General features: G+C 69.4%; 10 protein-coding genes. 2 read left to right on the plus strand and 8 right to left on the minus strand.

Annotation, left to right across the window (positions count from 1 at the left end; all coding sequences use genetic code 11):
- Positions 1 to 110: 110 nt before the first annotated feature.
- From DMC61_RS09785 to polA, 7 genes are all read right to left on the minus strand, one after another.
- Positions 111 to 434: a CU044_2847 family protein gene (locus tag DMC61_RS09785; protein WP_016335483.1), complete on the minus strand. Its 324-nt coding sequence runs from the start codon at positions 432 to 434 to the stop codon at positions 111 to 113.
- A gap of 9 nt (positions 435 to 443) precedes the next feature.
- Positions 444 to 1,733: an ABC transporter substrate-binding protein gene (locus DMC61_RS09790; protein ID WP_125688616.1), complete on the minus strand. Its 1,290-nt coding sequence runs from the start codon at positions 1,731 to 1,733 to the stop codon at positions 444 to 446.
- Positions 1,730 to 2,818: a hypothetical protein gene (locus DMC61_RS09795; protein WP_125688618.1), complete on the minus strand. Its 1,089-nt coding sequence runs from the start codon at positions 2,816 to 2,818 to the stop codon at positions 1,730 to 1,732. Before DMC61_RS09795 ends, DMC61_RS09790 begins: the two co-directional genes overlap by 4 nt.
- Positions 2,815 to 4,230: a VWA domain-containing protein gene (locus DMC61_RS09800; protein ID WP_125688620.1), complete on the minus strand. Its 1,416-nt coding sequence runs from the start codon at positions 4,228 to 4,230 to the stop codon at positions 2,815 to 2,817. The genes DMC61_RS09795 and DMC61_RS09800 overlap by 4 nt, the downstream gene beginning before the upstream one ends.
- A gap of 10 nt (positions 4,231 to 4,240) precedes the next feature.
- Entirely contained in the window at positions 4,241 to 6,478 is a 2,238-nt protein-coding gene (locus DMC61_RS09805) for a serine/threonine-protein kinase (RefSeq protein ID WP_125688622.1), read from the minus strand.
- Positions 6,475 to 8,079 (minus strand): serine protease, encoded by a 1,605-nt coding sequence (locus DMC61_RS09810; RefSeq protein WP_233594742.1) that lies wholly within the window; start codon positions 8,077 to 8,079, stop codon positions 6,475 to 6,477. Before DMC61_RS09810 ends, DMC61_RS09805 begins: the two co-directional genes overlap by 4 nt.
- A 64-nt stretch (positions 8,080 to 8,143) precedes the next feature.
- Positions 8,144 to 10,885 (minus strand): DNA polymerase I, encoded by a 2,742-nt coding sequence (gene polA / locus DMC61_RS09815; RefSeq protein ID WP_125688624.1) that lies wholly within the window; start codon positions 10,883 to 10,885, stop codon positions 8,144 to 8,146.
- A 62-nt stretch (positions 10,886 to 10,947) separates the two neighbouring features.
- Between polA and DMC61_RS09820 the strand changes: the two genes are divergently transcribed.
- Together DMC61_RS09820 and DMC61_RS09825 are read left to right on the plus strand one after the other, a co-directional pair.
- Entirely contained in the window at positions 10,948 to 11,376 is a 429-nt protein-coding gene (locus DMC61_RS09820) for a PaaI family thioesterase (RefSeq protein WP_037345470.1), read from the plus strand.
- A gap of 219 nt (positions 11,377 to 11,595) precedes the next feature.
- On the plus strand, positions 11,596 to 12,564 hold the full coding sequence (locus DMC61_RS09825; RefSeq protein ID WP_125689397.1) for a LysR family transcriptional regulator: 969 nt from the start codon (positions 11,596 to 11,598) through the stop codon (positions 12,562 to 12,564).
- Here the strand turns inward: DMC61_RS09825 and DMC61_RS09830 are convergent.
- The gene (locus DMC61_RS09830; RefSeq protein ID WP_016335492.1) at positions 12,530 to 13,342 is read right to left on the minus strand and encodes an alpha/beta fold hydrolase; all 813 of its coding nucleotides are present in this window, start codon (positions 13,340 to 13,342) and stop codon (positions 12,530 to 12,532) included. The two genes, DMC61_RS09825 and DMC61_RS09830, sit on opposite strands and share 35 nt — an antisense overlap.
- Between the last annotated feature and the right edge of the window lie 173 nt (positions 13,343 to 13,515).

Consider the following 13,515-nt stretch of genomic DNA (forward strand, 5'->3'; position numbering starts at 1 on the left):
GTACATGAAGGCCCCCTTCCTCGCGCCTAGGTACAGGAAGGGGGCCTTCATGTACCCCAGCTTCACGTCCTTCAAGTGCCCATCGCGGAGCGTGGGTGTCGAAACATCCTTCAGCTGTCTGTCTCCCGCGCCCACTTCAGCTTGACCTCGAAGTTCCCCTCCAGCCCCGTTTTCGCGATGACGGCGCCCGCCTGCGCGGTGAGCTTGACGCCGAACTTGAGTTCGACCTCGTCCGGTCCCCTCGGCATCGACCGGAACGCGTCCAGTGCCGCCGTGGCCGCGTCCTTCACGTTCGCGAGCGCCGCTTCGAAGGACCCCTTGGTGTCCTCGATCAGGTCGTCGCGCCGGGAGACCCGGGCGGTGCCGGGGACCGGGTCGATCTCGACGACCACCGAACCGCCGCCTTCGAGCGGGAACCGTGCCAGGTCGTTCACCGATGCTCCTCACTGTCCACAGGGGATTTCCAACCATTCGCCGGATTGGATGCTCTTCCGGACGTCGTCGAGTTGTTTCAGCAGGATGTCCAGCCGGTCCCGGTTGCTCAGGTACTCCAGGACGGCGCGATGGAACGCACCGGTCATCGTCGCCGGCATCAGGTCCGAGGCGTCGAAGCACAGCGCGGACGCCGAAGTGATCGTGTCCGCGACCCTCCGGCTCACCTGGTCCGGATAGACGTCGAGACCGAGCTTCCGGTTGGCGGAAAACGCGTTCGCGCGCGGGATCGACGGCCAGATCCGCTGTGCCTTCTCCGAAGCGAGGAACTCCATCAGCCTTCGCGCCTGCGGGGTGTCCTGGAACATCCCGGCGAGGTCGGCCGCGACCTCGGAGACGTCGCGCCCCGGGAAGGAGAGGAAGTCGAAATCGGTACTCGGCTTGGGAAAGGTCCCGTCGGGGCGTTCGAAGTTCTGGTAGCGGCTCATGATGAACGACGCCTGGTGTTCGAGCGCGCAGCCCGGCGGATCGGTGAACATCGGCTTGCCCGCGTCGCCGAAATCGGTCAGCAGCGCGGCCGCGGTGCCGCCGCGGATCGCGGCGGGTTCGAGCACGGAACCCCAATCCAGCCAAGCCTGTTTGACCTCGGTTGAGGTCCACGGCAACCCGCCGGACGCCCACTGCCGGTACTTCTCCGGCCCCGCCGAATGCAGCAGGATGTCTTCGATCCAGTCGGTTCCCGGCCAGCCCGAGGTGGGCGGGGCACCCATTCCGACACACCACGGCGTGCCGCCGGCCGCCGTCAGCCCGGCGGAGTATTCGCGGAGCGCGGCGAACGTAGTCGGGCGGACCCCGGTCATCCGCGCCGGGTCGTACCAGATCAGGCTTTTGAGATCGGCCTTCACCGCGACCGCGTACAGCTGCTCGGTGCCGATCTTCTGCAGGGTGACCCATGGCGAACTGAAGGACCGCGTCACGGCAGCGGAAAGGTCGTCGCCGAGCGGCAGCAGGTCGCCCGACTTCCGGTATTTCGCCAGCACCCCGGCGTTCGGCAGGACGGCCACGTCCGGCGGTGTGCCGCGCTGGACGTCCGAAGCGAGTACCTGGTCGACGGCCCGGGTGCCTTCGTAGAGGTAACCGATCCCGGTCTCGGCCGTGAACGCGTCCAGCACCTGGCGGAAGGCCGTTTCCTCGCCGTCGGTCCAGGACGCGAGGACGACGACCGGTTCGTCTTCCGCCGACGCCGAACAGCCCGCCGCGACCAGCGACAGCGCCGTCAGCACGGAGATCAGGCGCTTCATGGGCGATACCGGTATTCGTCGATCCGGGCGTGCAGCCCGAGCAGGACGAGTCCGCCCGCGAGCAGGGTGCCCGCCGGGATCAGGAACTCCCGTCCGCCGGATTCGGCCGCGGCGGAGGCGTCGGCCGCCACCGCCTTCGCGCCGGCCGTGGCCACCCGGGTGTTGTCCGTCGCCAACGTCGTGGTCTGTAGCGCCCGTGCCCGGAACTCGTCGACGGTCACCCCGCATCCCTGCTCCTCGTCGCAGTACCCCGTGAGCAGTTCGGCGAGCTGTCGCTGACCGGCATCGTCGGCCGCCCGGATCTGCTGCGATCGCGCGGCGGCGACACCGTCGAGCCGCTCCCCTACCGAATCCAGCCGTTCGCGGCTGATCAGGGTGAGCACCAGGGCGACCCCGATGGCGGCGATCAGCACGGTCGCCGCGAGCAGCGGGACATTCGCCACGCGCCGGAAGCGCTTCCGCAGGTACAGCTGGGTGAAGACGAGCAGCACCAGCAGGGCCAGCACCGGCAGCAGCCACAGCGGGAGCATCGCGAGACTCATCCCGGTGTCCGACAGCTGCCGGTTCAGCGCGTCACGTTGCCTGTCCTGCAACACTTCCAGCTCTTCCAGGACCCCGCCCGAAGCGTGCAGCAGCCGTGAGGCGTGCCAGAGATCTACCGCGCCCAGCACGGCGGCGTCCGGCTGACGGAAGTGCACGTCGGCCTGTCCGATGGAGCCCGAGTAGGCCGCGACCTGGCTTTCGATCACCTGAAGCGCGTTCCCGCCCGCCTCACCCGCCTGGTTGAACTCCGCGACCCGGGCGAGGCTCTGGCTCGCCAGCGCCAGCTGATTCGTGTACTCCTGCCCCGGCCCGGCGAGTTTCGCCTCACCGGAGGCGAAACTCGCGATCGCGGCGGCGTCGGCGGCCACCAGCGCGGCGCGCGCGGCGGTCACTTCGAGCACCGCCTGCGCGGTGCGGTCGCGGACGGTCTCGGCCGTGTTCTGGACGTTCTGGAACGCCCACAGCGAGACCACCAGTACCGCGAGGGTGAGTGCCAGCAGGGCCGTGCGGAGCCGGACCAGCCGCACCCGGGTGGCCGTCACGAAACCGCCTCGCCGAACGGTCTTCCGCAGCCGACGCAGAAGTTCGCCCCGGCGGGTGAGAGCGCGGGGCAGGCCGGGCAGGCGACCGGTGTTCCGTCGGGCATCGGCCGATCTTCCTGCGGAAGGGCGATTTCCGAAACCCTCGACGGGATGACGACGTGCAACGCGTGGCTGCGGGTCGCGTCCGGGCGCAACCGCACCACGCCTTTCTCCGCGTCGACGATCTCCACGACCCCCGAAAGACGGCCGAGGGTCTCTTCGTCGCCCGCGGCGGTGGCCAGGGCGACCGCGCGTCCCCAGTCCCGTTCGGCCCCGGCACGGTCACCTGCCGCGTAGGCGTCACCGCCGGAGGTCAACGCCTCGCCGAGATCGGCCTGCGCGGCGTACTTCGAGACCATCGGGTGAATCAGCGTCGGCGGGATCGGATCGCGTGTCCACCGCCCCGCGATGGCCAGCGCGTCCTCCTCGACCGCGGCTCCCGGCACCGGGACGAGTTCCGTCCAGGCCAGCTGGCGGTCCTGTCCGTGGCTGGGTTCCAGGTCCGGGTCGAGATCCAGGATCAGCTGGTAGTCCCGCGTCTCGTCGCTCGCGAACGAACCGAGCGACAGCTCCTGCTCACGGACGCCGACCTCCCGGCACCGGTCGGTGAGGTCGTACTCGTCGGGGAACACCTGCTTGATCGACCGCAGCCTGCTGAACGGCATGGTGCCGATCCGCAGCCGGACCTCGGGGAGCACCTTCGTCATCGCGCTCTCGACCAGCCGCCGGAAATCGTCGGCGAGCTTGTCGTCCTCGACGACGGAATCGACGTTCCCGCGCAGGACCCGGCCGATCTGGGTGAGTTCGGCGGGCTCCCAGCCGTCGCCGATCCCCCTGGCGTCGCAGACGAACCGGCCTTCGCAGCTGTTCAGCACGGCCATCAGATCGGCCCTGGTCTGGGAGTCGTTGCGACCGTCGGTAAGGAGGATCGCGTGGCGGACGGCGTCGGGCACGCCGTCGAAGAGGTCGCGTGCCTTGGCGAGCCAGGCACCCATCGCGGTGCCGCCGACGGCCGCGAGATGCTCGACGGCGGCGCGTGCCTCCGCCCTGGTCCGGTCGGAAGCGGTCACCAGACCGTCCTCGGCCGGGTAGATCGTCTTCGCGCGATCGGTGCCCTGGATGACGGCGAACCGCACGCCGTCGGGGAGGACGTCGATGGCCGCCGCGGCCGCGCGCCGGGCCTCGCCGATCTTGGTACTGGGGAAGCGCATCGAACTGGAGCAGTCGATCATCAGGACCTCGGCGGCCGTCCTGGCCGCGGACGCTTCACCGCCGCGGGAGACGACCCGGACGATCGCGGTCATCGCCCGGTCCCCCTCGGCCAGGAACTTGTTCTGGTGCACTTCGAGGCCCAGACCCGGTTCCCCGCTCATCTCTCCCCTTTCACACCAAGGTCACCGGTCTCACCGAGTTCGCGAGATCGATCAGCACGTCGTGCGCTTCCGGCGAGGGCGCGTGATGGGCGAGCCGCCGGTACGACTTGTCCAGCACGGTGCGGGCACCGGTCTCGTCCGCGCGCAGGATCTCCCCGTCGGTGATCCCGTCCTGCCCGAGCAGCACTCCCGCCAGGCCGGTCTCGCGCACGGCCGTCACGAGCCTGTCGAAGGCGTCGCCGTCGAGGTCCAACGCGGTCAGGCGGACCACGGCGTCGTCGAGTTCCGCCGACGCCGGGAGGTCACCCGTCCCCGGCATCGGCGCGGACAGCACCCGCACGCCGGCGATCCGCGCCGCCTCGTCGTAGCGCGAGAATTCCGGGACCTGGTCGAGGATCTCGACGGCAGCCGCACGGTCGCCCCGCGACAAGCGGACCCTCGCGAGCCCGAACGCCGCGCTCACCTGCGCCCGGTCCCGCACCCACAAGGCGTCGTAGTACCGCTCGGCGGCGGCCGCGCCGTTGAGGTGCTCCTCGCAGAGCCCCAGCGCGAGTTTCGGCGGCTCCTCGCCGGGGATGTCGCGGTACACGGCGGTGAACTTCTCCTTGGCCGCGGCGAAGTCGCCCTCGCCGAGCGCGAGCAGGCCCCGGTGCCACGCCACCCGCCAGTCGTGGGCGGCGCGCTCACCGAGCAGCCGTTCGGCCTCCGCCACCGCCAGCGTGCCTTCGATGACGGCCCCCAGCTCCAGATGCGCCCGGCACCGGCGGAACCCGACCTCCGGCGAACCGGGCACCTTGTCGAGCTTCTTCAGCAACCGCGCCGCGTCGGGCGCGCGGACGGCGCGGAGGAAGTTCGCCTGCGCGTCGTCCGGATCCTCCCGCGGCACCGGCAGCCCGAGGGCGATCTCCTCGGCGGACGGCCGCGCGCCGAGCGAGACGGCCGTGCCCCGCGTCCAGTGCTCCAGCGGTGGCGCCTGGCCGAGTCCCGCGTCGAGCAGCACCGCCCCTTCGGCGAAGAGCGTCGACGCACCGGGCCGGGACTGCTTGTCCCGCAAGGAAAGGATCTCACCGAGCACGCCGTCGAGCTGGACCAGCATTTCGCGTGCGGTCGCGAACCGCTGTTCGAACGGCGCTGTCGCCCGGTCGAGGACGCGGAGGAACGATTCGATGCCGAACCGCACGCCGCGCGCGTCGGTGGTGACCGACCAGCCGTCGCTGGCCTGGAAGAGTTCCCGCAACGTCACGCCGACGGTGTGGATGTCGGACCGGACGGTGAGGCCGTGGGTCGCCCGTTCCCGCGGGGTCACCTGATAGTGCTCGGTGCCGACGATCGGGCTTTCGTCGTCGTCGATCTTGCGGATGGCGCCGAAATCGATGAGCTTGATCCGCTTCTCGCCGTGGATCACGTTGTCCGGCTTCATGTCGCAGTACAGCAGGCCCTCGCCGTGCAGGTAGTCGAGCGCGGTCAGGATCTCGCGCCCGTACGCCACGACGTGCTCGACCAGCAGCCGTCCCTCGCTGGAGTCCAGCCCGGCCCGGCCGCGGTTCTTGACCTCCCGCAGGGAAAGGCCGTCGACGAACTCCATCACGATGTACCGGAAGTCGTCGTGCTCCACCACGTCGAGGATCCGGACGATGTTCGGATGATCCAGCGCGGTGAGCACCTGGCTCTCGGTCTCGGCGATCCGGACGGCGGCGGTGTTGTTCGTGTTGATCAGGCCCTTGAGCGCGACGTACCGGTCGCCGAGCCCGGAATCCGTTGCCAGATAGACGAACCCGAGCCCGCCGCGCGCGACACAGCCGAGCACGTGGTAGCGGCCGTCGACCACGTCGCCCGCCGCGAGCTTGGGCGAGAAGGAGAACGGCGTCCGGCAGACCGGGCAGAACCCCTCGGCGGGCGCGGGCCCGCCGCCGATCGAGCGGCCGACCGGGGTGGCCGTGCACCCGTGCTTGCCGCAGAACCGTTCCTCCTCAGGGACATGCGGCTCGGTGAGCAGGCGGCCCGCGACGTCCGGGAGTTCGACGACCGGCAGCGGGACCCGGTCGTCCGTGCCGGCGTGGCCCGCGAGCTGCTGGGAACGGGTGACCATCGTGCTGGTGATCCGGGTCGGCAGCTCACCGGGGCCGGGGATCACCAGGGTGGGTTTCTCCCGCGGCTCTTCCGGTGTCCCGGGCGGCAATCCGCAGATCTTGCAGAACCCGGTCTTGCCGAGCACGCCGGGGCAGCCGTCCTGTCCGCAGGCCGTCATCCGTCGATCCGTTTCCGTACGGTGTCCGCGTACCGCTCGACGGCGGCCGCCGCGGCCGTCAGGTCGCACGGTCCTTCGAAGAGCATCCGCCAGGCGGGGGCGTAGGCGGCATCCAGTTCGACGTCTTCGACGAGCCCGCTGTTACGGGCCATCTCCCCGTACGCGTCGAGCCGGGCGCGCAGTTCCGCACGCCGGGCGAGGTTCTCGTCGAGAAGCCGGCGAAGGTCGCGAGCCCGATCGAGGGTTTTGGCCACGGCGCGCTCACAGACCGGAAGCTGTCGTTTCACCCAATCGGTGTCTCCCTCCCGCTCCGCCGAACGCAGTTGCGTCAACGCGCCCCGCAGCCGCCGCTCCTTCGGATGAACGTGCGGGGCGCCGGAGAAGCGGGGTGAGTCGCTCGCATTGGTCTTCTCCAGCTTGGCGAGTTCACCCAACCGGGTTTCCAGGAGGGCGAACCGGCCCTCGATGTCGTCCTCGTCCGCGGGCAGCACGTCCGTACTCGACCTGACCACGCTCACCCCCGGCGAAGTCGCCTCGCGGAACGCCAGCGCGAGCCGCAGCCCGAGTTCGTGCGCGCGCTGGGCCAGCGGCACGAGCACGTCGCCGACGAGTTCGTCGGGTTCGGCGGCTTCGTCGATCCCGTAGACGACCACGGTGCGGCCGGAACCGTGACGGCCGGCGGGCGAATCCGCGGCGACGTCGAGCCGGTCGGAGATGCGGCGGCGTACCTCGTCGGCGGTCTTGCCGATCGCGTCGACGGCGAGCGCGACACTGCCCACCGGCGGCACCGTCGGTCCCGTGTCGGTCCGGCCCGCGCCGCGTTCGCGGTCGGCGAGGACGACGGCGCGCCGCAACGAGCCGGCCACGGCGGAATCGTCCTGTCCCATGATGATCACCCGGACATCGGCCCGGCCGTGCCCGCCGAGCCATCGGGCGAATTCGCGCGCGAACCGCGGATCGAGCGCGGGCGGCTCCGGGTACCGCACGAAACTCGGGTCGATCGCGGGGCTGCCTTCGGCCCAGCGGCGCAGTTCCGGCAGGTAACCGAGCATGGTCTCGACCGGGATCATCCAGGAGACGCGGGCGGCCTCGGTCGCGTACCGGGTCGCGACCATGCCGACGACGTGGCCGGTCTTGTCGGCGATCACCGCGGATCCGCTGAAGCCGTGGGTGATCGGCTCGGCGTCGGGATCGCGGTGCAACTGGACGCGTTCGAGGCCGTGCCCGCCGTCGCCGACGACGGTCGCGAGCGACCACATGCCGTCCGAACCGCACGGGAAGCCGTAGGCCCGGACTCGCTGGTCGTCTTCGAGGGCAGTCCGGTGGAGCGGGGCGCCGACGATCTGTTCCTCGGGGTCACGCAACCGGAGCAGCGCGATGTCCCCGCCGTCGTCGCCGATGGGCGCCGCCTGCGCGACGATCGTGGCGATTCCGGGCTCCACACCGGGAAGCGCCACGAAATCCACCGTGACACCGTCTTGGCCTTCGATCACGTGAGCGCAGGTGAGGAGATGCTCGCCGTCGAGCATGGTCCCGGCGCCCAGGATCCGCCCACGATGATCGCGCAGCCGCACCCGCCAGCGTCTGCGCTCGGAAGTCACCCGGAAGACCCTACCGATCGTGAGTGGTAATGACGGTTCTAACCGTCATTACCACTCACGAGGCCTAATGCGCGGCGTCGTTCCAGGACCGCCCGTATCCGACGGAGACCTCGAGCGGGACCGCCAGCTCGTACGCCGACCCCATTCCCTGTCGCACCAACGCTTCCAGCTGCTCGCGTTCGCCATCGGCGACTTCGAGGACGAGCTCGTCGTGGACCTGCAGCAGCACGCGGCTCTTCAACTTCGCCTCGGTCAGCGCCTTGTGCACGTTGAGCATGGCGACCTTGATGATGTCGGCCGCGCTGCCCTGGATGGGCGCGTTGAGCGCCATCCGCTCGGCCATTTCGCGGCGCTGCCGGTTGTCGCTGTTGAGATCGGGCAGATAACGGCGACGACCGAAGATCGTCTCGGTGTAGCCGACCTTCGCCGCATCGCCCACGACCGAATGGAGGTAATCGCGCACGCCGCCGAACCGGGAGAAGTACGCCTCCATCTGTTCCTTGGCCTCTTCGGTCGAGATCCGCAACTGCTGCGAAAGGCCGTACGCCGAAAGCCCGTACGCCAGGCCGTACGACATCGCCTTGACCCGGAACCGCAGCTCCGGCGTGATCTCCTCCGGCGGCAACGAGAACGCGCGCGACGCCACGAAAGTGTGCAGATCCTCGCCACTGTTGAAGGCCTGGATCAGGCCCTCGTCCTGCGAAAGGTGCGCCATGATCCGCATTTCGATCTGGCTGTAGTCCGCCGTCATCAGCTCGGCGTACCCGTCGCCGACGACGAACGCGTCGCGGATGCGGCGGCCTTCTTCGGTGCGGATCGGGATGTTCTGGAGGTTCGGGTCGACCGACGAGAGCCGTCCGGTGGCGGCGATCGTCTGCAGCAGCGTGGTGTGGATGCGGCCGTCGTCGGCGACCGACTTGATCAGGCCCTCGACCGTGGTGCGCAGGCGGGTCGCGTCCCGGTGCTCCAGCAGATGCTGCAGGAACGGGTGCTCGGTCTTCTCGAACAGGCTCTGCAGCGCCTCGGCGTCGGTGGTGTAGCCGGTCTTGGTGCGCTTGGTCTTCGGCATGCCGAGCTCGTCGAACAGGATGACCTGCAGCTGCTTCGGCGAACCGAGGTTGACCTGCTTGCCGATGACCGCGTACGCCTCCTCCGCGGCTTGCGTCACCCGGCTGAGGTAATGCGCTTCCAGATCGGTGAGGTGCTCGATGTCGACCGCGATACCCGCCGCTTCGAGCCCGGTGATCACCTGCAGCAGCGGCAGTTCGAGCTCGGCGAGCAGCTGCGCGCCGCCCAGTTCTTCGAGCTCCTTGGTCAGTGCGCCGGCGAGCTCGAAGACCGCGCGGGCCTTGACCAGCTCGGCCTGGATCTCCTTCTGCTCCATGTCGTCGGCGCCGCCGTCGAGCAGCGAGAGCTGCCCGTCCCCGGTGTCGGCCTCGGACCGCAGCTCACGGTGCAGGTACCGCAGGGCGAGATCGTCGAGCTCGAAGGTGCGCTGACCGGGGCGGACCAGGTACGCCGCGAGCGCGGTGTCCATGACGAGCCCGGCGAACGTCCAGCCGCGGGCCTTGACGGCGTGCAGGGGGATCTTGAGCTCGTGGCCGATCTTCTGGATCTTCTCGTCGGCGAGCCAGGCCGTGAGCGCCTTGTCGTCCTCGGCGTCCATCGTGGTGACGTCGACGTACGCGCCTTCGCCGTCCGCGGCCGCGAAGGTGATGGCCTTCAGGTCCGAGCGGACCGAGGCGCCGGTGGTTCGGAACGCCAGGCCGACCGGCTTGTCCGTGCCGGTGTGCGCGGACAGCCATTCCGTGAGGGCGCCCGGCGCGAGCTTCGACCCGCTGACCTCGAAACCCTCCTCGGCCTCGGGCTCGGCGCTCTGCAGGGTGGCGAAGAGCCGGTCCCGCAGGACGCGGAACTCGAGCTCGTCGAACAGCGCGTGCACGGCCTCGCGGTCCCACGGGCGCAGTTCGAGCATGGTCGGGCCGAGCTCCAGCTCGACGTCGCGGATCAGCTCGGTGAGCTGGCGGTTCAGCATCACCGCGCCGAGGTGCTCGCGCAGCGCGTCGCCGACCTTGCCCTTGACCTCGTCGACCCGGTCGACCAGCTCGTTGAACGAGCCGAACTGCCTGATCCACTTCGCGGCCGTCTTCTCCCCCACCCCGGGGATGCTCGGCAGGTTGTCCGAAGGGTCGCCACGCAGCGCGGCGAAGTCCGGGTACTGCGCCGGCGTGAGGCCGTACTTCTCCTCGACCGCCTCCGGGGTGAACCTGGTCATCTCGGACACGCCGCGCTTCGGGTACAGCACGGTGACCTGGTCGGTCACCAGCTGGAGCGCGTCACGGTCGCCCGTACAGATGAGGACGTCGAAACCTTCGGCGGTCGCCTGTGTCGTGAGCGTGGCGATGATGTCGTCGGCTTCGTAGTTCTCCTTGGTCAGCGCCGGGATGCCGAGGACCTTGAGCACGTCCTCGACCAGCCCGACCTGGCCCTTGAACTCGTCCGGGGTGCTGCTGCGGTTGGCCTTGTACTCCGCGAACGTCTCCGACCGGAACGTCTTGCGCGAGAGGTCGAAGGCCACCGCCAGGTGGGTCGGCGCCTCGTCGCGCAGCAGGTTGATGAGCATCGAGGTGAACCCGAAGACGGCGTTCGTCGTCTGCCCGGTCTTCGTCTTGAAGTTCTCCGCGGGCAGCGCGAAGAAGGCGCGATACGCCATCGAATGGCCGTCGATCAGCAGCAGTTTGGGCCGCTCGGCCTGTGCGGTGGCGGGTGTGGCGTTGGCAACGGTCGTGTTCTCACTCGGGCTCACGGGAGCGAGTCTAGGGTGAGGGTCTGACAGTCCTACCTGTCGTGTCGTTTAAGGAGCTCTGCGTGACCGAACAAGCCCTCGAAACCTTCGCCGGGATCGACCCGGCCTTCGCCGGACAGCAGCTCAACGACAAGCTCGGGCTCGAGATCAGCGAATTCGGTCCCGAACGCGTCGTGGGCAGCATCCCGGTAGAGGGCAACCTCCAGCCCTACGGCCTCCTCCACGGCGGCGCGAACGCCGTCGTCGCCGAAGCGCTCGGTTCGATGGTCTGCGCGCTCAACGCCGGCACCGACAAGGCGACGATGGGGCTCGAACTCTCGTGCACCCACCACCGGGCGGTCCGGTCGGGACGGGTGACCGGTGTCGCGACGCCGGTGCACGTCGGACGCGGGACCGTGACCGCCGAGATCGTGCTGACCGACGACCAGGGGCGCCGGTCGTGCACGGCGCGGCTGACCTGTGTGGTGCGGGAGCGGCCGCCGGGCGCCTGAGCCGTCCGGCCCTTCGAAGTGTCATGAAAGGGCCGTTCAGGACGTTTTTGGTCCTGAACCGCCCTTTCATGACATTGGGGACCGCCGTGGGTGTGCACCGGAGGTCCGTGAAGGCCTCCTTCACTACCTTGAGGGTAGGCAAGGAGGCCTTCACGGCACGAAGGTCGAGTTTCCTCGGCTGAGCCGAGTGAAGGGGGGCCTTCACGTACTTTGAGCGACGTGGATCTCGACACTGCCCAGGTGCGCGCGTTCGTCGCCACCGCCGACCACGGCCATTTCGGTCGCGCGGCAGAATCCCTGTTCCTCACCCAGCAAGCGCTGTCGAAGCGGATCCGGAAGCTCGAGGACGCCCTGTCCGTCCAGCTCTTCCGCCGCACCAACAGGTCCGTCGAGCTGACCGCCGACGGCGACCGCTTCCTCCCGCACGCGCGCGAGCTGATCCGCGCGGCCGACGCCGCCGTCGCCGCGATGGGCCTGCAGGACCGCCCACCCCGCCTCGACATCATCGACCCGCGCCTCTCCCCCATGTACATGCTGCGGCGCATCGCCCGGCGCGACCCGGCACTGGCGGTCGAGCGCGTCGCCGGGCGCGGGCTGGCCAACGCCCTCGATCCCCTGGTCCGCGGCGAGATCGACCTCGCGTTCGGCCGCGTCGCGGACCTCGGCCGCGAAGTGCCCGCGGAACTCGAACACCGGCTTGTCCGGCTGGAGCCACTGGTCGCCCTTCTCGCGCCGGACCACCCGCTCGCGAGCAACGATGTCCTGAAATTGTCCGATCTCCGGAGTGAGGGCATCTGGATTCCGCAATTGGGCGGCCCGGTCGAATGGCTTTCTTATTTGCAACGCCTATGCAAAGAATTCGACGTCCCGATCGACGACTCCGGGGTCAGCTACGACCTCCGGCACACATTGGAACAGACGCGCTACGGAAAGCAGCGGGTCACGCTCGCCGGCGCCGACATGGACCTCGCTTCCGACCTCAATCTGCGAGTCCTGCCATTCGAGCCGTCGCCGCTGTTCCCGTGGTCGGTGGTCTGGCGCCGCGGCGAAGGCCCGGCCCTGCGGCGCCTGCTGGCGCTCGCAGGCCGGACCAGCCACGAAGAAGGTTGGTGCGCCTACGATCCCGACCGGTCCTGGCTGCCGGACGACGACCTCAGACAGCTAGGTGCCGGGCGAACCAGCGCGTGAGCTCGGCGTCCACCAGCTTCGCGTGTTCGGTCTGCGGAGCGGGTTCGAGGCCGGGCGCCTCGGCGAATTCGTGCGCCATCCCCGGGATGGTGACGAGCTCGGATCGCCGCTCCCCCAGCGCCTTGTGCAGGGCCGCGGCCGGTTCGGTGATGGAGACGTCGTCCTCCTCGCCGATGACGAGCAGGACCGGCGCGGTCAGTTCGTCCGCCCGCCGCACGTAGTCGTATTCGTTCGCGACCGCGCGGGAGCGGTCCGACCAGGGGTAGGTGACGTCGTAGACCCGCTCGTTCGCCGCGATCACCGGCGCCAGCTGGGTCACCGGGTTCACCAGCGCGGCGGCCGCCACCTCGATCTCGGGATGGGTCAGCATCTGCAGCGCGACCCCGCCGCCCTGTGAACCGCCGACCAGCCCGACCGGACCGTCCTCAATGGACAAGCGGGAGCGCAGTTCCGCCACCGCCGCCGGGAACTCCGCCTCGACCTGCTTGGTGAGCGGCTCGACGACGTTGAGCACGTTGTCCTCGCTCGCCAGCCGGAAGAAGCCCTCGAAACCGCCTTCGGGAAAACGTTTCCCGGTCAGTGGCAACCCGAGGTGCACCCGCCACGCGTGCAGTTCCCGCATCGGCAGCGCCGCCGCCATGGCCGCCTCGCTGAACGGCGCGCCCAGCAGATGCCAGGTCAGCACCAGTGGCGCCGGGCGCTTACCGTCCGACGGCGGCAACGCCACGAACGGAACCCCTGCTGCCACGCCTTCGATCGCTTCGGTACTCATCGTCATGGGAACAGCTAATCGCGAGGTCAGGGCCGGGATCCAACAGCCGTTCGGACCGCGACGACAACCATCGGTTGTCAAGGTGCGAAGGAAGACGGGGCACCGTTGGCGCCCTTTGGGGCAGCCTTGCTACGACGAAAGGCCGCCTACGAAGGAGCTGAAAACCGCAAGATACGCGG

Origin of the sequence: Amycolatopsis sp. WAC 04169 (genome assembly GCF_003947535.1) — a bacterium.
GTDB classification, from domain to species: domain Bacteria; phylum Actinomycetota; class Actinomycetes; order Mycobacteriales; family Pseudonocardiaceae; genus Amycolatopsis; species Amycolatopsis keratiniphila.

Excerpts from the sequence above, each read along its gene's own strand:
- DMC61_RS09790 (WP_125688616.1), bottom strand. The coding sequence starts at position 1,733 with ATGAAGCGCCTGATCTCCGTGCTGACGGCGCTGTCGCTGGTCGCGGCG.
- DMC61_RS09800 (WP_125688620.1), bottom strand. The coding sequence starts at position 4,230 with ATGAGCGGGGAACCGGGTCTGGGCCTCGAAGTGCACCAGAACAAGTTC.
- DMC61_RS09805 (WP_125688622.1), bottom strand. The coding sequence starts at position 6,478 with ATGACGGCCTGCGGACAGGACGGCTGCCCCGGCGTGCTCGGCAAGACC.
- DMC61_RS09830 (WP_016335492.1), bottom strand. The coding sequence starts at position 13,342 with ATGACGATGAGTACCGAAGCGATCGAAGGCGTGGCAGCAGGGGTTCCG.